The organism is Marinomonas sp. BSi20584 (assembly GCF_002792415.1).
GTDB classification, from domain to species: Bacteria; Pseudomonadota; Gammaproteobacteria; order Pseudomonadales; family Marinomonadaceae; genus Marinomonas; species Marinomonas polaris.
Window position 1 is genome coordinate 68,858 of the sequence record NZ_KZ454882.1, and the last position, 21,000, is coordinate 89,857.

Annotated in this window: 21 protein-coding genes; 7 read left to right on the forward strand and 14 right to left on the reverse strand. The window is 42.4% G+C overall.

The window, feature by feature from the left end; translation table 11 throughout:
- The first annotated feature begins 46 nt into the window (after positions 1-46).
- Both TY87_RS13880 and TY87_RS13885 read left to right on the forward strand, forming a co-directional pair.
- The gene (locus TY87_RS13880) at positions 47-1,036 is read left to right on the forward strand and encodes a 2-hydroxyacid dehydrogenase (protein ID WP_100187519.1); all 990 of its coding nucleotides are present in this window, start codon (positions 47-49) and stop codon (positions 1,034-1,036) included.
- A 141-nt stretch (positions 1,037-1,177) separates the two neighbouring features.
- The gene (locus TY87_RS13885) at positions 1,178-2,128 is read left to right on the forward strand and encodes a sugar-binding transcriptional regulator (RefSeq protein ID WP_100187520.1); all 951 of its coding nucleotides are present in this window, start codon (positions 1,178-1,180) and stop codon (positions 2,126-2,128) included.
- 139 nt (positions 2,129-2,267) lie between these two features.
- Here the strand turns inward: TY87_RS13885 and TY87_RS13890 are convergent, their stop codons facing one another.
- The 8 genes from TY87_RS13890 to TY87_RS13925 form a co-directional block, all read right to left on the reverse strand.
- Entirely contained in the window at positions 2,268-2,840 is a 573-nt protein-coding gene (locus TY87_RS13890; protein ID WP_100187521.1) for an RpiB/LacA/LacB family sugar-phosphate isomerase, read from the reverse strand.
- Positions 2,841-2,970: 130 nt separating this feature from the next.
- Entirely contained in the window at positions 2,971-4,023 is a 1,053-nt protein-coding gene (locus tag TY87_RS13895) for an ABC transporter permease (protein WP_100187522.1), read from the reverse strand.
- A gap of 2 nt (positions 4,024-4,025) precedes the next feature.
- Positions 4,026-5,555 (reverse strand): sugar ABC transporter ATP-binding protein, encoded by a 1,530-nt coding sequence (locus tag TY87_RS13900; protein ID WP_100187523.1) that lies wholly within the window; start codon positions 5,553-5,555, stop codon positions 4,026-4,028.
- Positions 5,555-6,145, reverse strand: a complete 591-nt coding sequence (locus TY87_RS13905; RefSeq protein WP_100187524.1) for a DUF2291 family protein — start codon at positions 6,143-6,145, stop codon at positions 5,555-5,557. The genes TY87_RS13900 and TY87_RS13905 overlap by 1 nt, the downstream gene beginning before the upstream one ends.
- Positions 6,146-6,224: 79 nt before the next feature.
- Positions 6,225-7,157 (reverse strand): D-ribose ABC transporter substrate-binding protein, encoded by a 933-nt coding sequence (locus TY87_RS13910; RefSeq protein ID WP_100187525.1) that lies wholly within the window; start codon positions 7,155-7,157, stop codon positions 6,225-6,227.
- Between the two features lie 226 nt (positions 7,158-7,383).
- The gene (locus TY87_RS13915; RefSeq protein ID WP_100187526.1) at positions 7,384-8,868 is read right to left on the reverse strand and encodes an FGGY family carbohydrate kinase; all 1,485 of its coding nucleotides are present in this window, start codon (positions 8,866-8,868) and stop codon (positions 7,384-7,386) included.
- A gap of 18 nt (positions 8,869-8,886) precedes the next feature.
- Positions 8,887-9,831 carry a transketolase family protein gene (locus TY87_RS13920; protein ID WP_100187527.1) on the reverse strand — a complete coding sequence of 315 codons (945 nt, stop codon included), beginning with the start codon at positions 9,829-9,831 and terminating at the stop codon, positions 8,887-8,889.
- Positions 9,824-10,654: a transketolase gene (locus TY87_RS13925; RefSeq protein ID WP_100187528.1), complete on the reverse strand. Its 831-nt coding sequence runs from the start codon at positions 10,652-10,654 to the stop codon at positions 9,824-9,826. Before TY87_RS13925 ends, TY87_RS13920 begins: the two co-directional genes overlap by 8 nt.
- 288 nt (positions 10,655-10,942) lie before the next feature.
- Here TY87_RS13925 and TY87_RS13930 point away from each other — a divergent pair, with 288 nt between their 5' ends.
- Positions 10,943-11,797: an inositol monophosphatase family protein gene (locus TY87_RS13930; protein ID WP_100187529.1), complete on the forward strand. Its 855-nt coding sequence runs from the start codon at positions 10,943-10,945 to the stop codon at positions 11,795-11,797.
- A gap of 38 nt (positions 11,798-11,835) precedes the next feature.
- Here TY87_RS13930 and TY87_RS13935 read toward each other — a convergent pair whose 3' ends face one another.
- Entirely contained in the window at positions 11,836-12,735 is a 900-nt protein-coding gene (locus TY87_RS13935; RefSeq protein ID WP_100187530.1) for a LysR family transcriptional regulator, read from the reverse strand.
- Positions 12,736-12,857: 122 nt separating this feature from the next.
- Between TY87_RS13935 and TY87_RS13940 the strand changes: the two genes are divergently transcribed.
- On the forward strand, positions 12,858-13,724 hold the full coding sequence (locus TY87_RS13940; RefSeq protein WP_100187531.1) for an MBL fold metallo-hydrolase: 867 nt from the start codon (positions 12,858-12,860) through the stop codon (positions 13,722-13,724).
- Positions 13,718-14,338: a DsbA family protein gene (locus TY87_RS13945; protein ID WP_100187532.1), complete on the forward strand. Its 621-nt coding sequence runs from the start codon at positions 13,718-13,720 to the stop codon at positions 14,336-14,338. The genes TY87_RS13940 and TY87_RS13945 overlap by 7 nt, the downstream gene beginning before the upstream one ends.
- Before the next feature lie 70 nt (positions 14,339-14,408).
- Here TY87_RS13945 and catA read toward each other — a convergent pair whose 3' ends face one another.
- From catA to TY87_RS13965, 4 genes are all read right to left on the reverse strand, one after another.
- The gene (gene catA / locus TY87_RS13950; protein ID WP_100187570.1) at positions 14,409-15,326 is read right to left on the reverse strand and encodes a catechol 1,2-dioxygenase; all 918 of its coding nucleotides are present in this window, start codon (positions 15,324-15,326) and stop codon (positions 14,409-14,411) included.
- Positions 15,327-15,396: 70 nt separating this feature from the next.
- Positions 15,397-15,675: a muconolactone Delta-isomerase gene (gene catC / locus TY87_RS13955; protein WP_012070723.1), complete on the reverse strand. Its 279-nt coding sequence runs from the start codon at positions 15,673-15,675 to the stop codon at positions 15,397-15,399.
- Positions 15,676-15,711: 36 nt separating this feature from the next.
- On the reverse strand, positions 15,712-16,830 hold the full coding sequence (locus tag TY87_RS13960; protein WP_100187533.1) for a muconate/chloromuconate family cycloisomerase: 1,119 nt from the start codon (positions 16,828-16,830) through the stop codon (positions 15,712-15,714).
- Between the two features lie 258 nt (positions 16,831-17,088).
- Positions 17,089-18,090, reverse strand: coding sequence for a DctP family TRAP transporter solute-binding subunit (locus tag TY87_RS13965; RefSeq protein ID WP_100187534.1), 1,002 nt, complete (start codon positions 18,088-18,090; stop codon positions 17,089-17,091).
- 186 nt (positions 18,091-18,276) lie between these two features.
- On the opposite strand from TY87_RS13965, the gene TY87_RS13970 reads away from it, so the two are divergent.
- Positions 18,277-19,179, forward strand: coding sequence for a LysR family transcriptional regulator (locus TY87_RS13970; protein ID WP_100187535.1), 903 nt, complete (start codon positions 18,277-18,279; stop codon positions 19,177-19,179).
- Between the two features lie 19 nt (positions 19,180-19,198).
- Here the strand turns inward: TY87_RS13970 and TY87_RS13975 are convergent, their stop codons facing one another.
- Positions 19,199-19,999 (reverse strand): IclR family transcriptional regulator domain-containing protein, encoded by an 801-nt coding sequence (locus tag TY87_RS13975; protein ID WP_100187536.1) that lies wholly within the window; start codon positions 19,997-19,999, stop codon positions 19,199-19,201.
- Between the two features lie 185 nt (positions 20,000-20,184).
- On the opposite strand from TY87_RS13975, the gene TY87_RS13980 reads away from it, so the two are divergent.
- Positions 20,185-21,000, forward strand: a complete 816-nt coding sequence (locus TY87_RS13980) for a CoA transferase subunit A (RefSeq protein ID WP_100187537.1) — start codon at positions 20,185-20,187, stop codon at positions 20,998-21,000.

Sequence of the window (21,000 nt, forward strand, 5' to 3'; positions counted from 1 at the left end):
TATAACTGGCATAACCTTTTCTAACAAAACGACAGGATCACGTTTTATGAAAGTCGCTGTTTTCTCCTGCAAGCCTTATGACAAAAGAACTCTTTCTACCTTCGCCGACATGACAGACTTATCCATGACCTACTTTGAAAGCCGTCTAAGCATGGAAACTATCAGCTTAGTAAAAGGTTTTGATGCCGTCTCTTGTTTCGTCAACGACGATGTTAATGCCGAAGTCATTCAGTGTTTAAAGCAACAAGGCGTCAAAACCATCGCCTTGCGCTGCGCAGGATTCAATAACGTCGATCTCGATGCTGCAAAAAAAGAAGGCATCAAGGTATTTCACGTACCCGACTACAGCCCAACCTCTGTCGCCGAACACGCTGTTGCCCTCATCATGACGTTAAACCGAAAAACGCATCGCGCATATCATAGGGTAAAAGAAGGTAACTTTGCTTTAGAAGGGTTAATGGGCTTTAATTTAGAAGGAAAAACCGTCGGTTGCATTGGTACAGGAAGAATCGGCGCGGCGTTTTGTCGCATAATGAAGGGCTTCGGCTGCCATGTTTTATGTTATGACCTTTATCCATCACAAGAACTTATCGATCAAGGCTGTCAATACATTCCACTCGATGAAATCTACCAAAAAAGTGACATCATCAGCCTGCATTGCCCTTTGAACCCTTCGACTCATCACCTGATCAACAAAGACAGCCTAGCCAAAATGAAAGACGGCGTGATGATCATCAACACCAGCCGTGGCGCACTCGTCCATGCACAAGAAGCAATCGACGCACTTTACAGCGGAAAAATCGGCTATTTAGGTTTAGATGTATACGAACAAGAAAACAAAATCTTCTTCGAAGACATGTCATCTCACATTATCCAAGACAGCGTCTTTCAACTTATGCTCACCTTCCCTAACGTCGTCGTGACTGGTCATCAAGGCTACTTCACCATAGAAGCCCTTAACCACATCGCAGAAACCACAATCGACAACTTACTACACCACCAAAGTGACAGTAGCGGTGCAAGGCAACTGGCGTAACATAGTATTGTGTGACCTGATTCGCTTATGTAGTGATAGTGGCTGTTATCAGCCGCTAAACAGGCGAAAAGATAGTATTTTGATGGTACGACCTTTATTATTGTTCTCAAGAATAAAAGACCGTTGAGAGACCAAGAGATAATGTCAAAAGCTGATGAAAAAAGACTACTATTAAAAATAGCTACACTCTATTACCAAGATGGTTTAAAACAAGCAGACATTGCAAAAACACTACGACTATCACAATCTCAAGTGTCTAGAGCGATTACTCGATGTCTCAAAGAAGGCATAGTAAAAATCAGTGTTATTCAGCCGCCTTCTGTTTTTATTGGTTTAGAATCCCAAATTCAACAGCGTTTCAACGTCTCTAACGTAATTGTCGTCGACATTGAAGATAACCCCAGTGATACACAGATCAAACGTGTGATAGGCTCTTCAGCCGCCCATTATTTAGATACTTCATTACGAGACGGTGATCTAATTGGTATCTCTTCTTGGAGTGATACCATTCGCTCCATGGTCGACCACTTACACTCAACCAAAGCAAAAGCAAAAGGCGTTATTCAAGTGTTAGGTGGTGTCGGACACAATGGAAATATTCAGGCAACCATACTAACGCAAAACATGGCGGATATTCTGTCCTGTGATGCCTTTATGCTGCCAGCACAAAGTATTGAGCATTCTCTAGAAGACAAAAATAAACTGCTCAGCACAGACGAAGTATCAGAAGTAGTGGAAATGTTTAATAAAGTAAACCTTGCCATTGTCGGCATCGGCATGCTTGAACCATCGAACCTACTACGAAATTCTGGCAACTACTACGATACAAAGATATTAAAAGAACTGGCTAGCAAAGGTGCCGTAGGCGACATTTGTCTACATTACTACGATAAAGAAGGTAAGCCGGTTATTAAGCTTGAAGATGACCCTGTAATAGGTATGTCGCTAGAACAACTTGAATCATGTGAACTCGTCGTTGCTCTAGCGGGCGGCCTAGATAAAGTAGAAGCCATAAAAGGCGCATTATCTGGAAATTATATTGATGTGTTGATCACAGACAGAGTGACTGCAGAAGCGATTTTGAACAATTAACCTAAGCGACATTTTTTAACCGCCAACGCCCACGCCCACGCCCACGCCCATCCATGATAGCGGTTTTGCCAGTAATAATTTAAAAAGGAATAAAACAAAACCCCAGCAAAACGCTGGGGTTATCAATACGAATACGCTCTTACCGTCCTTCAGGTCTTTCCACTAGACTTAGGGTCAAGTCACCTAATTTGTGCACCTCAAAATTATTAGCTTTGTATTCGTCGTAATCAAATGCTTCCATCTCATCCACAGCAATTTTATGATATTCATAAAAGTCTGGCCACCATTCATGGTCATCACCAAATTTTGTGTTCAAGAACGCATCAACGGCTGCCTTACCCATTTCTGGCGCGACATACCAAGCTCCCAGAGACAACACGTTAACATCGTTACCAATCACGCAACGACGAGCAGCAGGAACACTTTCTACTACGCCACAACGAACACCTGGACACTTAGCCGCGGCCAAATGAACACCCATACCAGTTCCACAGAAAATAATCGCACGTTCGAACTCTTTTTCAGTAATCTTTGAGCCTGCGCGTAAACCAATGCGATGAAACATTTCCACATCTGGATCATCAGGGTCTTTCACACCAATATCTGTCACTTCCCAACCTTTGCTTTCCAAATACTTAACGATAACTTCTTTAAGCGGAAAACCAGCCCAATCAGCAGCAACTAAAATCTTTTTGTCTTTTATTAGTTTCATTTTTATTCTCCAAAGGACACTCTAAAGTGATAACAAATTTAGGCGGTTGCTTCTTGCTTTATTATTTTCATTTAATAAACCTCTATGTTTAAATTTTTAAAATCATTTTACTAATGTCTTAACCAATAAATTAAGATGCTAATTTTTGAGAGCTAATGGCCGCTTTGTATTGCAATTTATTCTGCATTTGATCAATGATGACAGCGATAATAATCACAAGCCCTTTTATGACCATCTGCCAAAATTCACTGACGCCCATCATGACCAAACCATCAGCCAATATACCAATAACAAAGGCCCCTATTAACGTTCCCATTATGGTGCCGCGGCCACCCGCCAGAGACGTACCGCCCAATACAACGGCCGCAATAGCGTTCATTTCAAACGCCGTCCCTGTCGCTGGATGACTAGCAACCAACTGAGAAGTCACCACAATACCAGCAACAGCAGCACACAAACCAGCAATGGTATACACCCAAATTTTAACATTATTCACTTTTATGCCCGACAGTTCAGCAGCACGTTCGTTATCACCAATCGCATACACATGACGGCCAAAAGGCAATTTTTTAGCAATATATGCGATGATGGCGGCCATAATAAACATCAACCAAATTGCGATAGGCAGACCAAGAAGATACCCCGCACCAATAGCATCAAATCCTGTATTACCCAATTCAGGATTACCCTGAAGCCCAGGGAAGGTTTCACCACCAGAAAGCAACATCGCCGCCCCGCGGATAATATACATAGTCCCTAAAGTACAAATAAATGGCGCGACTTTATATCGAGTAATAATCAGTCCATTCAATGCGCCTATTAGCCCACCAATAACAATCACAATAGGTACGACAACCCAAACACTAGGAAAAATAGCAATACCTAATGGTTCGATAATTAAACCGTTAGAAATAAGATAACCAGCAACCATTCCGCAAAAACCTAATGTCGCACCAATCGATAAATCGATCCCAGCCGTAATAATGACAAAAGTAATTCCTAAGGCGAGAAAAGCATTAATCGAAATATGCTTAATCATAATAATTAAGCTAGTAGGCGCTAAAAAACCATCTACGGTTAAAGAGAAAAAGCCTAAAATTATAAACAGCGCAATAAAGGTTCGCATCTTTAAAATAAGTAACGCAATATTACTGGTGTCGTAAAAAGTACTTTTATTATTCATTTTTAAAATCCTTGGGCACTGGCAAAAACCAAACTTGATTCATCTGCTTCATCTCTCAATACATTTGCGGTTATTTTCCCGTTGGACATAACCAGTATGCGATCAGAAACCGCCATAATTTCTTTTAGATCCGAAGTGGAAAATAAAATACCGATCCCTTGCTCTGACAGCTTCACCATCATTTCAAATACATCGCCCTTTGCGCCAACATCAATGCCCCGCGTTGGTTCATCTAGTAAAAGCACAGTGGGTTCTGTTAGCAAAGATCGGCCAATAACAACCTTTTGTTGATTGCCACCACTCAATGCTTGTATCTCAACCATAGGAGATGACACCTTGATAGAAAGCTCTCTAATGGCATAGCTGACTGATTTTCTTTCTTCTAGCTCATTAATCGCGAAACGCTTTAATCGCTTCCATAAACTGGACATAGACAAGTTATTTGAAACCGAACTAATAGGAAAAATACCAGACTGTTTTCGATCTTCAGGAACCAAACCAATCCCCATTTTTATCCGTTCTGAGGTGGGTGTTTTTGCATTGATATTTTGATTGTTCAAAGAAAAAATGCCGGAGTAATCTGCTTTACCAACTAGACACTCAAACAACTCGGTTCTTCCGGCTCCCATCAAGCCATAAATACCAACAATCTCACCTGCTCTTAATGAAAATGAAACCTCATCAACCAAACGAGATTCAGCGTCATTAATCTGAGTAATGCCTTTTGCTTCTAGCACCACATCACCAAAAGTTCGACCGGGCTTTAAGAAGTTACTCACAGGATCGCTACCCAACATTTCCCGTACAATCCACGCCACATCAATCTCGTTAACCAAAGCGGAAGACTGAAATTTACCGTCTCTCAAAATAGTGATGTATTGACCTATTTCCATCAGCTCTTCTAAGCGATGAGAAATATAGACAATCGACACGCCCTGACTGGTCAGATCATTAATGACATCAAATAAAATCTTCACTTCTTTTTTACTTAACGCAGAAGTAGGCTCATCTAATATCAAAATATCAACATTGGTAATCAGAGATTTGGCAATTTCGACTAACTGCTTTTGACCCACTTTTAAATTGCCCACCAATTCATTCGGATCAATGTCTTGTTTTAATCGTGCCATGACCTCTTTGGCGGTCTGATTTTGACTCTTGGTATCTATCGGCGACAGACCTGTTTGTTTTTCGCGCCCCAAGAAAAGATTTTCAGCAACAGAAAGGTTCTCAGACAAATTTAATTCTTGATGAACCATGCCAATACCATGCTGTGCAGCAAATCTAGGGCTAGTAATATTGATGGCCTCTCCTTTCAAATAGAGTTGCCCTTCTGAAGGTTGCTGAACACCAGAAATAATTTTCATCAGAGTCGACTTGCCAGCGCCATTTTCACCAATAATGACATTTACGGCGCCTTTATAGACCTTATAAGTGACCTGGTCTAACGCTTTGGTACCAGGAAATATCATGGAAATATTTTCTGCTTTTAAGATGACATTCTCATCAGCGATTTCATCAACTACCGACATTACAACCCCCCCTCTTTAATCTCTAAAGGAACAGCATAAGTAATCTTATTGTTGTTAATCGTCACAGCAGCAAGCACATTGACTGTTTTTCCAGCCCAACTTGCATCAGGTTGAATAACTTGGCTGATAGACTTTTTATTTAAGGCTTTCGATAATTGAGCAAATTGAATTTGGTTTTTAAATTTATCAAAAGAAATAATAGAAGCAGAATCCCGAATGGAATTGCCTTTAATAATAGAGCCTATTTGTAGCTCAATGTCGTAATCACCACTTTTTATGATCAGAGATTTTTTAATAACTGACTCATCTAAACGGCTAACAACCCCCTGAAATCTTACAAAAGACACTAAACTGGTATCTTTTTTAATGCTTGATAACTCGACAGCATTATCTCGTGCATCTTTCTTAACTAAAGGCCAAAGCTTTTCAGATATTGCCTCCGGCGTCATGTTTTTGAGCAACCCAGCCTCGGCAGCAGACATAGGAATAATAGGTTTACCATTTTCATCTAAATCAACAACGTGACAACCCGCTAAACTAATAGTCATAGCGCTCAAAAATAATATTTTAAATACAGCATTTTTAAACATTTTCTACATCCTTTGGCACTTATAATTTCCAAACGAAGAGGAAATAAAGCCAAAACTTGGCTTTATTTCCGAGTGGTCATTACTTCAATGCAAAAGTATCTAATTGATTAGCATTAGACTCGTCGATTAGCACACAATCCATAAGCTGCTTCTCTTCTAAGCCTGTAGAACCTGTTTTAATGTATTTATCTGCTTGAACAACCGCCATTTGAGCTTGTTCCCAAGCTGGCTGCAATACAGTGGCTTTTATGTTCGCCCCCGCCAAAATAGAGTCACGAACGTAGTCGCTTCCATCAAAGCCAACAACAATAACATCACTGCGGCCAGCGGCTTTTAAAGCAGCTTCGGCACCCAATGCCATAGTATCGTTCCCTGAAATTACCCCTTTAATATCAGGATGTGCTTGTAGAATTGACTCCATACGAGTGAACGCTTCTGTTTGACTCCAGTTTGCCGTTTGCTGAGCCACCATTTTAAGGCCAGTGTAGTCATCAATCACATCATGATAACCCTGAGAGCGAACTCGGGCATTGGTGTCAGACTCACGACCCAATAATTCAACATAGGAGCCTTCCGCGCCCATTAGCTCAACAAATTTCTCAGCACCTAACTGCGCACCTTGATAATTGTTCGAAACAATCTGCGAAACAGCAACGCCCGTTTTATTGATTTCTCGGTCAATAAGAAACGCTGGCACACCAGCCGCTTTGGCTTTTTCAAGCGCGCCAATAGTGACGTCAGCTCCAGCATTATCAAGGATAATAGCTTTTGCTTTTCTTGCTATCGCCGTCGAAATTAACTGGTCTTGCTTATTAGCGTCATCATCATGGGACACAACAAGCGTCGTATAACCTAACGCTTCCGCTTTGGCTTTAGCGCCCATCGCTTCAGATTTAAAGAACGGATTATCATGAGAAGGCGTGATGATAGCGATCAACCCACTTGCTGAGGCAACCCCAGAGAAGGCAACAGATAAACCAAACAAAGCAGAGATAAGGATTTTCTTATTCATATTATTACCCTTCTTGAATATTTATTCAAACTTAGTTATTTATGCAATTATAGTGTAATAAACACCTCAGTAGATGTCTACATCACCAATGAAATAAATTAAATTGAAGCATTATTTATTTAAAAAAGACAAAGATGAAAATAAAAAATTAATAAAATCAAATAGATATGACGGATCAGCCATTACATCAATGATTCATATTTAATGCTTTTCATCTAACAAAGTATTAAGCCGACAATCTAGATTTCTTAACCGCCAATGCCCAACCCTGATAGCGATTTTGCCAGTAGTCATATTTGTCTTTTCTAGGCGTAAATAAATGACTGCGACTTTCTAAGTGGGTGAGTTCTTCCTCGTTCTTCCACCAACCAATGGCCAACCCGGCAAGATACCCTGCTCCTACAGCAGAGACTTCCGCTACTTCCCCCCGACGAATAGTAACGCCCAACAAGTCCGCTTGAGCTTGCATCAACCAATCGTTGAGCGTCGGACCACCATCTACAGACAAATATTCAATCTTTTCTGGCAGCTCTTCCGCTATAAGATTAAACACATCCGCCACTTGAAAAAGCACCGATTCAAACGTAGCGCGAGCAATATCCGCTCGCTCAGTCGCACTTTTCAAGCCACAAAACACACCTGTCGCCTCCAAATCCCAATAAGGAGCGCCAAGCCCTGACAAAGCCGGCACAAAAAATACCGAATGATCGACATCAGCTTGCGCGGCCAACTGACACATCGTCTCCATATCTTCAACACCCAACATACGTCGAGCCCAATCGATTGCCGATCCCGTATGGGTAATATTGCCTTCTAAACCATAAAACAATGCCGAATCATCCCAAGCAATGGTCGTACTGATTTCATTCCGTATCTTAGGCAGTGTCGGCATCGCCGCCATTACTGAACTGCCTGTCCCATAAGTTGCCTTAACCACTCCGGTTTGATAGCCGCCATGACCGTATAAAGCAGCGTGAGAATCGCCAATTTGCGACGCAATCGGAATACCATGCGAAAGCACACCAAATTCATGAGTCAAACCCACCACATGGGAAGAAGGCACAACGACAGGCAAAGCCGCCGCTGCAATGCCTAAACGTTCTAAAATAGTCTCGTCCCAAACTTGCTTCTCAATATTATAAAGCTGTGTTCGAGAAGCATTAGACGCATCCGTCACAAACACATTATTGGCGGTCATATTCCAAACCATCCAAGAATTCATTGTGCCTATGCAAATTTCTCCTCTCTCAGCTCGGCCATGACCATCTGGGATCTGCTGAAGAGCCATGGACACTTTCGTAGCAGGAAACATAGGATCGAGGATCAAGCCAGTTGCCTGCTGAACATATTGACTAAAAACGTCGTCCTTTCGCAGTACTTCGCAAAGCGATTCAGAACGACGGCATTGCCAGCTCATAACTTGAGTTAAAGGCTTACCGCTACTTCTTTCCCAAAGCACAACAGATTCTCGCTGATTACTGATCGCCACCGCCTCAATCACCACTTCATCGGCAACAGAGTTCACTGCCAAGGCAATAGAGGCTTTCATTTTTTCAATGATCTCAATAGGGTCTTGTTCCACTAGACCCGCTGACGGATGACTAATCGACAAAGCAACAGAACCTTTACCAATAACCGCTCCGCGCTTATTCAAAAGCAGCGACTTCACATTTGTCGTACCTTCATCTATCGCTAAAATTACATTACGCATTCGATGTCTCGCTTTGCACTATTTTTCACTAACCAATTGTTGGCAAACAGCAACAATACCCATGCTATCGATAGAAAGCATTTTACGAGTATAGGGACGATCTCCTGCGGCCGCATAAGCACCATCGCCGACACCAAGACGTACCAACTTAGCTACAATGCCCTGCTCTGCCATGATTTCTGCAATCACACTTCCCAGCCCACCATTAATATTGTGCTCTTCCATACTAATAATGTGTTTCGTCCCGCCAAGCATCTGACCCAAAGTACTTTTATTAAGAGGACGAATAGAGGACACATTGACCACGGAAGCTTCTATTCCTTGCTCTTTCAATGCGTCCGATGCAGCGACAGCTTCGTGAACCACAGACCCTAACGCACAGATAACCACGTCTTTACCGCTACGAAGTAAAGATGGCTCCCCTGCAATAAACCGATAATGTTCATCATGCAATTCTGGCAAAGCTTTGCCGTCCATTCGAATATACACAGGGCCTTTTTCAGCAATGGCGTATTCAATGATTTGCTTGCATTCAATAGGACAACCCGGTGCAAAAATCTTAATATTGCCAAACCCACGCATGACGCTAATGTCATCAATAGAATGATGCGTACTGGCCAATGGCCCATAGCTTGCGCCAGAGTTAAGACCAAATAACTTCACATTGGTATTGTTGTAACAAATATCGACTTTGACTTGTTCATTAGACCGTGAAATTAAAAAAGGCGCGGCGTTACATGTCACAGCGACCTTCCCCGCGAGCGCTAAACCTGCCGCTGTACCAACCATCGCTTGCTCTGCAATTCCCACATTCACCAGACGATCAGGAAACGCCTCCACAAAAGGTTTTATTTTGGCAGTGGAAGTTGAATCAGCAACAACAGGTACAAGATCTACGCCGTTGTTTACCGCTTCTATAAAGCACTGCACCATGATATTGGCAAAATGTTCACTGTTAGACATCGCTTAGCTCCTTCAATGCAAGTTCTACTTCTTCACCTTTTGGCACTCTATGATGCCACTCAGGACGGCCAGCAATAAAAGAAACCCCAGCGCCTTTCGTAGTATTGGCAATCACCACATTGGGTTTACCTTCAGCTTTAAGGCCTTCCAATGTCTCCACCACGGAAGCAACATTATTGCCATCACATTGAGTGACAGTAAAACCAAACGCCTGCCATTTTTTATCTAGCGGGTCGGTTTTCATAATAGATTCGGTTGAACCTGCCAACTGCAGTTTATTTTTATCATTAATTACAATAAGGTTATCCAGCTTATAATGGGCAGCTACTAACGCGGCTTCCCAGTTACTGCCTTCGGCTAACTCACCATCTCCCGTTAATACATACACCTTTCTCGGGCTAGCATCACGTTTCGCCGCCAAAGCCAATCCAACAGCAACAGGCAAACCATGACCTAAAGCGCCAGTATTTAACTCCACTCCTGGTGTTTTCTGACGCACAGGATGACCAGGCAAATGAGAGTCGTTATATTGATACGTCGGCAGCCATGCTTCAGGAAAATAACCCGCCTCAGCCAAACAACAGTAATAACCACCGACAGCATGGCCTTTGGATTGGATATAAATATCTCGCGTATCATCTGCCAACCGATCAGGAGCGCAATTCAATATACGAAAATACAACGCAGTGATAATTTCCACCTGCGAAAGATCCGCACCAGTATGACCACCTGCTGGACTATCAGCATTGAGCCTTATTATTTTTCTTCTAATCGCTCGAGACTTATTTTCAAGCTCTTCAATGCCAAGCTGGAAAGGATTCATACATCCTCCTAATGAATATTTATTTGAATTTATTTTCAGTTATGAATATTTATTCAGGATAGACAAAAAAAACTAACCCGAATTAGCCTATACTTTTTCGCCTATTAGTAGGCAAACATTACAGGATGAATATTTATTCATAAAAGGATCTTTATCCTGACCTTTTATTTTAGTCTTGTCAATACAGATCACCTTAAAGCTAAAATCCTTTCTTACTGATCAACAAACCATCATCCTCATCAGATATAATTCTGTATTATGTAAAGCAGATATAAGGAATGGCAGCGTATGAACCTCAATAAACCAACTCAAGAAAGACTGATCAGCATCGTCCGTAGAGCAGGCCAAGAGATCGTCATGCCAAGCTTTCGCCAACTTAGTGCCACAGACGTAGAAACCAAAAGCAGTCTAACGGACCTTGTCACCATTGCCGACAAAGCCAGCGAAGCCTTCATTACCGATGAAATTCAGCAAGCGTTTCCTAATTGGGAAATCGTCGGCGAAGAAGCGGTAGCCGAAGATCCATCGACTATTGATAAAATTGGTACAGCAGATACTTGCGTAATCATCGACCCAATCGATGGCACATGGAACTACGCACATGGCTTATCAGATTTCGGCATCATACTTGCCGTGGTAGTGAAAGGCGTAACGCGTTTTGGCTTGCTTTATGATCCCGTCAACGACGACTGGATTTATGCCAACCTAGGCGAAGGCGCATTTTTCCAACGCACCGCCATGAATGAAAAAGGCAAGAATCAAACTCCCGCTCAAGCGCCACTGGCCTTGCACATCACTGCAGAACCAGATCTAGATAAACTCGCTGGCATCATGTCGGTTAACTCTTATACCGGTCAGAGAAAACAAGACTTCGCACTAAAAGGCTCTCGCTTTGTACGCATCAACAACCTACCCTCTTGCCCAGCTTATCGACAAATCGCCCTAGGTCACTTTAACTTCAGTTTGACTTACAAAATGCTTCCTTGGGATCACGCCGCTGGCGTACTGGTTCACACCCAAGCTGGCGGTATCTGCCGAACACTAGACGGTCAAGAATACAGCCCAACCATGCTAGACGGCGAAATGCTCGCTGCTCAATCAGAAGATCAATGGCAAGCGTTGGCGGAACACTTTAGGAAATAGGCTGAACGAAAACTCTATTCGAATCGTTACTTTTATTATCACCAAGGATGCTTAGCAAAGTAGCTGTCTAGATGATCGATTAAAGCGCGAACATTGGGTGATAAATGCTTTCGAGACGAATAAAGCGCGTAGATAATCAGGTCTTTGGGTTTCCATTCCGGCAGGACATGGCAAAGGCTGCCGTCGTTAATATAGCGATTCGCTAAATAAGTAGGCTGAAGACAAACACCCATTCCATTCAATGTAGCATGCAAAAGTGCCGTTGCTTCATTGATGCTTAAACGACAATCCAAAGAAACAGATTCAAATTGGTCATGCTGGGATAGATGCCAGATATGACGTTCTAAGTTTTTGTAACCCAAGCAATCGTGGTTTATTAAGTCTTGTGGATGCTGAATGTCACCTATCGTTTGGCGAGATTTTTCAAGGTAAGCCGGAGACGCAACTAAAACAGATTCACAAACAGCAATGGGTTTACCGATTAAAGAAGGATCTGGATTAGAGGCGATTCGTATGGCAAGGTCGATGCTTTTTTCGGTTAAATCTGCGGTGCTGTCTTCTAAATCAATATCGATATGAACTTTAGGATGTTGATCCATGAAATCTTGAATGGCAGGCATCAGTTGAGAAAAACCAAACGACATGCTGGACGTTATTCTCACCAAGCCTGACAACTCCTCGCTGGTATTCACCAAGGATATAAAATTATCGGCTTGCTCCAACCAAAGCTCGACGTCTTTTAAGCAGGCTTCACCAGCGCTAGTCAGTGATATTTTTCGTGTTGTGCGATGCAACAAACGAATCTTTAACCAATCCTCCATCGCTTCTATATACCGCGTCACCATTGGTCGTGACATATTCAAACGATCTGCGGTGCGAGAAAAGCTCCGCGATTGGGCAACATCGATAAAAACTTTTGCTGCTATCACTCTGTCCATAATTCTACTCACCCACTTGCACGATATAAGAAACAATCATGCTCATTTTTGTGTATTTTTCCGAGCACGTCAATTCTCTATTATGGCCACATGAATTACACAATCACTCTTTGGAGAGAATCATGAAAAAATTGATTACATTGGCGGCTTTTGCACTTATCGCTCATTCTGCTTTTGCTGCAGACACTAAACCATTAACTCTAGATATATATAATGCAGCGCCTGGCAGCTTTGGTGTTACCTCTACTTTGGTTTATGGCGAAACCGAAGCCATGGTTGTTGATGCAGGTTTTACTAAAGCCGATGCACTGCGCATTGCCGCCAAAGTATTGGATGCCAATAAAGAACTAAAAACTATTTTCATTAGCCAAGCGGACCCTGATTATTACTTCGGTGCCGAGACTCTGCACACTATTTTCCCTAAAGCAGATATCATTACGACTCCTGCGGTAAAAGCTGCAATTGAACAAAAACTGGCGGGTAAATTAGCTTTTTGGGGACCTCAAATGGGTGCAAACGCACCAGTTAATCCTATCGTTCCTACGGCTTACACTCAGTCTACTTTGACTGTTGATGGTCAGACTATTGAGATTCGTGGTACTGAAGGTGTTTTGGCAAGCTGTCCTTACCTTTGGATTCCTGCAAACAAAGCCATTTTGGGTAACGTAGCGGTATTCGGAAATATGCATTTATGGATGGCAGATGCACAATCTGATGAGACTCAAGCTGCTTGGAAAGCACAGTTGCAAGAAATGCTTGCGCTTAAACCGACAACAGTTGTTCCTGGTCACATGACTCAAGGTACCGAGTTGACTGCAGATAACATTACCTTCTCTCTTAACTACATCACAGACTTCCAAAAGGCGAAGAAAAACAGCAAGGACAGCGCTGAATTGATTAAGACAATGTCAGCAAAATATCCAGATGCTCAAGGTGCGTTGAACCTAAACATCGCTGCGAAAGTACATAAAGGTGAAATGAAATGGTAAAAGTTCATTACTTCTTCGATCCAATGTGTGGTTGGTGCTATGGCGCAACAGCCTTAGTCGAAATACTGGCAGAAGTGCCTGAGTTTGAAATCACTTATCACCCTGGTGGCATGATTCCGAAACGAGCAATTGATCCGTCTTTTAGGCAACATATTTTGCAAGCTGACAGTCAAATAGCCGCTATGACGAAAGCACACTTTGGTGATGCTTATAAAGCGAGAGTTGCTGGCGCTGGCGATTTTATCGTGGATTCGTATTCCACAACTCGCGCCTTTCTTGTTGGTCAAGACATGGGGATCGAAGCACACAAGATGCTAGCAGCGATTCAAAAAGCACATTACCAAGATGGTAAGCATTTAGATGAGTTGAATGTTTTAGCGGATCTAGCTGTTTCTATGGGATTAGACAAAACCACATGGAGCGAAAAAATGGCTGACTCTGAAGCAAAAATGCTAAGCCAAGTGCAAGAAAGCCATGATCTCATGGGACAATTGCAAGTTAGCGGCTATCCTACTTTTATCTTAGAAAAAGATGATCGTTTAACGCGTTTACCACACAGTAATTATTATGGCAAAACTAAAGAGTGGAAAAACTATCTAGCCGAATTGGTTTAATTGTTTAAATTAAAAATCCCTTGTTGATTATTGATCTCAACAAGGGATTTTCGTTAACAGCTAATTAGTGTTAAGCAACTGACGCACGTGCACGAGTATGCTTATCTGCTAATTCTGCTTTGTCCGTTTTAAGGATTTCAACATTGAATTCAACGTCCAAATATTCGCTGTCAAAGCCGTGTGCATTGTCACTCTTTGGTGTTGCGTCAACAACCAATTCATTACGAGTGGCAAAAGCGAAGTCATCGTAAGTGTATGCATCACCCGCCAAGTTAATCTGTGTTGTTAGATGCTTGTAGCCTGGTTTAGATACAAAGTAATGAATATGAGCTGGACGGTTACCGTGACGGCCAAGGCTCTGAAGTACTTTAATGGTATTACCTTCTGGTGGAACGCCGTAGCCGTTTGGCACGATACTACGAGCACGGTAGCAACCGTCTGCATCCGTGATCACTCTGCGACGTAGATTGAATTCACTTTGTGTTGGGTCAAAATAAGAGTAACCACCTTTAGAGTCTGCATGCCAAAGGTCAACAACAGCACCCGCTACAGGTTTGCCATCTTCATCCACTACTTTACCGTGAAGCCACATGCCTTGGCCTGGAGATTGACCATCATCCATGCGCGTTTCACCCTCAGAAATTGGTGCATTCTCTACATATAGAGGGCCTTCAATAGTACGTGGTGTACCACCTGCTAGACCTGCTGCTTCATCTTTCGCATCTTCACGAATATCTAAGAAGTGATCAAAACCTAAACCTGGTGCAAGCAAAACGGCTTCTTTCGTCGTACCAAGGTCATTTAGATAGTTCACACCCTGCCAAAATTCATCTGGTGTAATATCTAGATCTTCAATCATCTTGTAGATGTCTGACACTAAACGAAAAATGATTTCCTTCATACGTGGGTTGCCTTGTTCTTTGTCCAAGCCAGCCACTTTTTTCAATAACGTTTGTACTGCTTCTGTTTGAATTGTTTTAACAGTCATTTTAATCTCTCCGCTTTTGTGTGCCATAACAGCACTTTTATTAAATTTATTTTTATTTAAAAAGTTAGAGCTATTTAATAGACGATGGATGCTGACATAAGGCTGTCACTTCCATCGTCATAAATGGGTATAAAGGCAAGCCAGTAAGGATTTCATGCAAGTGAGCATTATCTTTTACGTCAAAGATACTCACATTAGAATACTGTCCCACGACACGCCACAAGTGCACCCAAATACCAGCTTTTTGTAATTCTTGTGAATAGTTTTTTTCCTTCAATTTGATTGCATCTGCCTCTGCAACCGGAAGGTCTTTAGGAATATTCACCGTCATTTCAACTTTAAAAAGCATGTTCATTTCCTCGTTATTGTTTACGTTGGTGCTGTGTTATTTACGTCGATAAAGCGCAAGCTTTATCTCGTCAATTTCGATTCCTAACCCTGGTAACTGTGGAACATCCACGCCGTTATCATGGTAACGAAGCGGCTGTTTGATAATGTCATCTTGCAAAAGAAGAGGACCAAACATTTCACTGCCCCAATGCAATTTAGGTAAAGTTGACCAAGCATGAATAGACGCCGCGGTGCCAATGGAACCTTCTAATAAAGTACCACCATATAACCCCATACCAGATGCAGAGGAAACGGTAGCGGCATAAAGCGCCTCAATCGGTCCACCTGCTTTGGCAATTTTCAAAGCGATACCGCCATTAAAACCACGTTGAGCAAGCTGGAAAACGTCTGAAGCATCAGCGACACCTTCATCCGCTAGGATAGGAATAGTAAATTTTTGCGACAGTCGAACTAAAGCATCCCATTCTTTTGCTGGGGTTGGTTGCTCAACTAAATCCACACCTGCTTCTTGAAGTGCGGCCATGCCTTTTGTAGCCGTTGCCTCATCCCACGCTTGGTTTACGTCAACTCGCACACTCGCACTATTGCCCAATGCTGCTTTGATAGCCGCCACATGAGCAACATCGTCATTAACATGTCGAGAACCAATTTTAAGTTTGAAGTCGCAGTGACGACCGCTAGCGATCAGTGCTTTTGCTTCAGCAATGTCTTTATCTGTATCGCCAGAGGCCAATACCCATAGACATGGAATATGTTGGTGAATAGCACCACCCAACAAGGTGGAGACAGGAACGCCTAGATGTTTGCCTTGTAAATCCAACAACGCAGTTTGTAAGGCCGATTTGGCAATCATATTGCCTCGTACGGACATGCTTAAACGTTGAACAAGCAGCTTTATGCTATGAAGCGGCTGACCGATAAGCAAAGGGGCAAGGTAGGTATCAATGTTCATTTTAATGCTTTCTGGGCTTTCAGGACCATAGGCCAAACCGCCAATAGTCGTGCCCTCGCCTAAGCCTTCACGACCTTGATCATCTTTGATACGAACAATCACCATGGTTTGCACGGCCATAGACGTCATAGATAATTTATGAGGGCGAATCGTGGGAATATCCACAAGCATTGTTTCAATATGGGTAATTTTCGATGTCATGCTAAGGTGCGTCCGTTTATTGTTTTTTCCTACACTAGACCCACTCTAAACAGAGGACAAATATCAATTTAGTTCTTAGCAATACTTTTTAGGTATTACTGCTATCAAATGTGGCAATGCCATAACCTTCATGATGTTAATGTAATTATCATTAGCGATAAAAAAAGCGCCTTAAAATGAAGTGACCCCCAATAGTTGGACAAACAACATTGGGGGTCACTTCAAAATGGGCGCTTTTTTAATCAGCCAACGAATACATCAAGCACCCGCGGCGGTTTCAATCAAACCTTTACCTATCGAACCTTCAAACTCTTTCCATATCGGAGCCATGGTATTGACCCATTCCGCTCGTTGTTCCGGTGTTAAAGTATTTATTTTTCCACCAGCACGAAGGATATTCTCGCGATTCACCGCATCTTTTTCTTTTACTAGCTTGTTGGCTGATTCCGTTGCCCTGTCCACCAGACCTAAAAATTGTGTGCGATCGTCATCAGACAGACTGTTTAAAAAATCGCTCGAAGTGACAAACAAATAAGCGAGAACTTGATGGTTGGTTTCGGTAACACTGTCTTGTACTTCGTAAAACTTTTGCGTGTAAATATTTGACCAAGTATTTTCCTGACCATCGACCACGCCCGTTTGCAAAGCACCATAAACTTCGGAGAATGCTATGACTTGTGGCGAAGCCCCCATAGCTCTGATCATTTCTTTTGCAATTGTGGACGATTGGACACGAATTTTTAACCCTTTGGCATCACTTGGCACAAGCAAAGGTTTGTTCGCGGTAAAGTATTTCATACCTGACATCCAATAACCTAAACCAACAAAACCGGCGGAATCTTCCATAACATGAAGTAAATCTTTAGCTTCTGGCGTTTTTGTAAAGCGGATAATCTGGTCGAGATCTTTGAACAAAAACGGTAAATCAAATACGGCGTATTTATCTGTAAAGGCACCAAACTTTGCAATAGAAGGCGCTAATAATTGAACATCACCTAAAAGCAAGGCTTCCAGCTCTTTTGAATCGCCAAAGAGAGTAGAGTTCGGATACACCTCAACACACAATCGACCATTCATTTCACGATTGACGTTTGCGGCAAACTCATTAATCAAAATGACTTTAGGATGTGTTGTGCCTCCAGTAACATGGCTAAATTTAACAACTCGCTCTCCAGGGTCACATTCAGAAGCATGAAGAAAACCACTGAATAAAGAAGAGCACAGCGCTAGAGTAGTAAAACAGGAAGATAATTTTTTCATTACGAATAACCTATTTTTATAATTATTATTTGCTGGATCAAATGATGTGACGTAAGTTGCTTACTGCCTCATGCAAATGATTATGCTAGAAGTGTATGTTCCATTATTTTTAGTTGCTCTACGTTAAACTCTGCAGATACAGAGAACCAATATCAAATAAGTTGTTAGTAATACCTTGGAGGTATGATGGAGTTAAGACATCTACGTTATTTCTGCGCTGTTGCCGAGGAGAAAAACCTAACCCGTGCTGCTGAAAAGCTCTTTATTGCTCAACCGCCATTAACAAGACAGATAAAGCAGCTGGAAGAAGATGTTGGTGCGCAACTTTTCGATCGTCACTCTAGAGGATTAACACTGACCCCTGCGGGAAAATATTTTTGGGAGCAAGCAAAGCAGATGCTGGCTAAAGCCGATATGGTTATCGAAAATACCCGCCGAATAGCTGAAGAGCAAAAAGCTGTATTCAGTATTGGGTTTGTGCCTTCGGTATTTTATGGTCAATTGCCATCGCTGGTTAGGGATTTACGCCAACAAACCAACGCCAATATTTTGCTGCACGATTTAAAAACAGGCGAACAAATCGAGGCATTAAAAACAGGGAAAATTGATATTGGTTTTGGTCGTTTAACAATTCCCGACGAACAAGTGGAACAAACTATCTTATTCCAAGAACCCTTATTAGTTGCATTACATGTCGGGCATCCGCTTCTTAAAAAAGGTGAACCGACTCTGGAAGAACTAGCGAAGATGCCGATGATCTTGTATCCGGCAGGCCAAGCTGCTACTCCTACCTTCGCGGATATTTGCACTTCATTGTTTACCAGTCGAGGAATGACAACAAATGTAACTCAACAAGTAAATGACTTACAAACGGCGTTGGGCTTAGTCGCTTCTGAAATGGGGTTTGCTCTGGTGTCCGAACAAGTAAGGCATTTTGGACGAGATGATGTAGTGTTTATTCCTTTGCAGGATAAATCCATCACCTGTCCGGTTATTTTTAGTCGTAGAAAAGAACCTATGGATTCCATTACAGCGCTGGCCGTTAAGATCCTCAAAAATCTGGTTGAGAATCATCAAAGCAGTTTATAACTATTAATGAATACCAAGGTTATTTGGTGTGCAAACGAATTTGTTCTGCTACTTCCCGCAGCACAGGTAAGTATTCTTCTATCAAAGTTTGGTGGCTTACTCGCGATGCATTAGTGCTGAGATTAATCGCCCCAAGCAAGGATCCATCAAAAGTGAATGCTGGAACAGCCAACGAACGTAGACCAAGATCTAGCTCCTGATCAACTATGCAGAAATTCTGTTCAGCAACTTGTTTAAGCATCTGCTCAAAAGCAGGCTTATCGACAATACTAAGCTGAGTAAACGCCTCAAGAGAAACATTTTTGAGCCATTCTTTTTGTTCTTCTGATGGCAACTTAGCAACCAGCATACGACCCATAGAAGTATAAGCAGCAGGCAATCGTGTTCCAGCACTTAAAGCTATCGACATCAAACGATGGGCTGCTGGCGAACGAACCACATACATGATGTCTTGTTGATCCAGCACGGCAAGAGACGAAGATTCACCAAGCTGTGCGGTGATGTCATGCAGATAATGCTCAACCACATTGAGATGATCATTACTGGCATTATAGGCATAGCTGAGCGCCAATACTTTAGGTGTTAACGTAAACTGTCGCCCTTCCCGCTTAATGTATCCAAGCGCATGCAGGGTTAACAAAAAACGTCGAGCTTTTGCTCTGTCCATTCCTGTTTGCTCGGCCACTTCAGACAGCGTCATTTCCTTATGCTGTGGATCAAATGCCATTATGACATCCAGTCCTGACGCCAATGCACCTACATAATCTCTATGATCCGGTGACAGCTTTTCCTCATTCATACCCAGTTTACTCATTGCCATTAATAACCTCGCCATTATTTATGATTCGTTACAGGCTAGCTAGAGGGAAGAGACTTTTCATCGCATTTTTTATCTAAATCCAGATAAAAAAGACAAATACAAAATTTTGGCTTGACCATTAATCCTAGATTGATCTATCTTGTTCGTATTGCAAACTTAAATTCGTATAACGAACAGGATACATTATGACGAAGTTTATGACACTTAAAGACGCTGTCGCTACTTATGTAAAAGATGGTGACTCCATTGCACTTGAAGGCTTTACACATCTAATCCCTTTCGCCGCAGGGCACGAAATCATCCGTCAAAAGCGACGTAATTTGTCCCTAATTCGTATGACACCAGATCTTATCTATGACCAATTAGTAGGCGCAGGTTGTGTTCGAAAATTAACTTTTTCTTGGGGCGGAAACCCTGGTGTTGGCTCGCTTCATCGGGTTCGTGATGCCATAGAAAATAATTACCCTTGCGCACTAGAAACGGTTGAACATAGCCATGCTGCTATGGCGAATGCTTATGAAGCTGGTGCGGCTGGTCTCCCATTGGCGGTTTTTCGCGGTTACGTGGGCAGTGAGTTGCCACTCGTCAACAAAGAGATTGCCTCCATAATTTGCCCTTTTACTGGCGAGCAGTTAGCGGCCATTCCAGCCATTAAACCTGATGTGGGCATTATTCATGCCCAAAAAGCAGATCGCGCAGGAAATGTGCTTATCGAAGGAATTATTGGCGTTCAAAAAGAAGTTGTTCTGTCAGCCAAACGCAGCATTGTCACAGTAGAAGAAATTGTCGATAACTTGGAAGTCACACCAAACGCTTGCGTCTTACCAGCATGGACAATTGACGCTATTGCAGTTGCACCAGAAGGCGCGAAACCTTCTTATACGCTTGGCTATTACGACCGAGACAACAACTATTACAAACAATGGGACAACATCAGTCGCGACAGAGACAGCTTCAACCAATGGTTAGAATCCCATGTGTTTGGCCAAGGAGATGTTTAA

Excerpts from the sequence above, each read along its gene's own strand:
- TY87_RS13880 (WP_100187519.1), top strand. The coding sequence starts at position 47 with ATGAAAGTCGCTGTTTTCTCCTGCAAGCCTTATGACAAAAGAACTCTT.
- TY87_RS13885 (WP_100187520.1), top strand. The coding sequence starts at position 1,178 with ATGTCAAAAGCTGATGAAAAAAGACTACTATTAAAAATAGCTACACTC.
- TY87_RS13890 (WP_100187521.1), bottom strand. The coding sequence starts at position 2,840 with ATGAAACTAATAAAAGACAAAAAGATTTTAGTTGCTGCTGATTGGGCT.
- TY87_RS13895 (WP_100187522.1), bottom strand. The coding sequence starts at position 4,023 with ATGAATAATAAAAGTACTTTTTACGACACCAGTAATATTGCGTTACTT.
- TY87_RS13900 (WP_100187523.1), bottom strand. The coding sequence starts at position 5,555 with ATGTCGGTAGTTGATGAAATCGCTGATGAGAATGTCATCTTAAAAGCA.
- TY87_RS13905 (WP_100187524.1), bottom strand. The coding sequence starts at position 6,145 with ATGTTTAAAAATGCTGTATTTAAAATATTATTTTTGAGCGCTATGACT.
- TY87_RS13910 (WP_100187525.1), bottom strand. The coding sequence starts at position 7,157 with ATGAATAAGAAAATCCTTATCTCTGCTTTGTTTGGTTTATCTGTTGCC.
- TY87_RS13915 (WP_100187526.1), bottom strand. The coding sequence starts at position 8,868 with ATGCGTAATGTAATTTTAGCGATAGATGAAGGTACGACAAATGTGAAG.
- TY87_RS13920 (WP_100187527.1), bottom strand. The coding sequence starts at position 9,831 with ATGTCTAACAGTGAACATTTTGCCAATATCATGGTGCAGTGCTTTATA.
- TY87_RS13925 (WP_100187528.1), bottom strand. The coding sequence starts at position 10,654 with ATGAATCCTTTCCAGCTTGGCATTGAAGAGCTTGAAAATAAGTCTCGA.
- TY87_RS13930 (WP_100187529.1), top strand. The coding sequence starts at position 10,943 with ATGAACCTCAATAAACCAACTCAAGAAAGACTGATCAGCATCGTCCGT.
- TY87_RS13935 (WP_100187530.1), bottom strand. The coding sequence starts at position 12,735 with ATGGACAGAGTGATAGCAGCAAAAGTTTTTATCGATGTTGCCCAATCG.
- TY87_RS13940 (WP_100187531.1), top strand. The coding sequence starts at position 12,858 with ATGAAAAAATTGATTACATTGGCGGCTTTTGCACTTATCGCTCATTCT.
- TY87_RS13945 (WP_100187532.1), top strand. The coding sequence starts at position 13,718 with ATGGTAAAAGTTCATTACTTCTTCGATCCAATGTGTGGTTGGTGCTAT.
- catA (WP_100187570.1), bottom strand. The coding sequence starts at position 15,326 with ATGACTGTTAAAACAATTCAAACAGAAGCAGTACAAACGTTATTGAAA.
- catC (WP_012070723.1), bottom strand. The coding sequence starts at position 15,675 with ATGCTTTTTAAAGTTGAAATGACGGTGAATATTCCTAAAGACCTTCCG.
- TY87_RS13960 (WP_100187533.1), bottom strand. The coding sequence starts at position 16,830 with ATGACATCGAAAATTACCCATATTGAAACAATGCTTGTGGATATTCCC.
- TY87_RS13965 (WP_100187534.1), bottom strand. The coding sequence starts at position 18,090 with ATGAAAAAATTATCTTCCTGTTTTACTACTCTAGCGCTGTGCTCTTCT.
- TY87_RS13970 (WP_100187535.1), top strand. The coding sequence starts at position 18,277 with ATGGAGTTAAGACATCTACGTTATTTCTGCGCTGTTGCCGAGGAGAAA.
- TY87_RS13975 (WP_100187536.1), bottom strand. The coding sequence starts at position 19,999 with ATGGCAATGAGTAAACTGGGTATGAATGAGGAAAAGCTGTCACCGGAT.
- TY87_RS13980 (WP_100187537.1), top strand. The coding sequence starts at position 20,185 with ATGACGAAGTTTATGACACTTAAAGACGCTGTCGCTACTTATGTAAAA.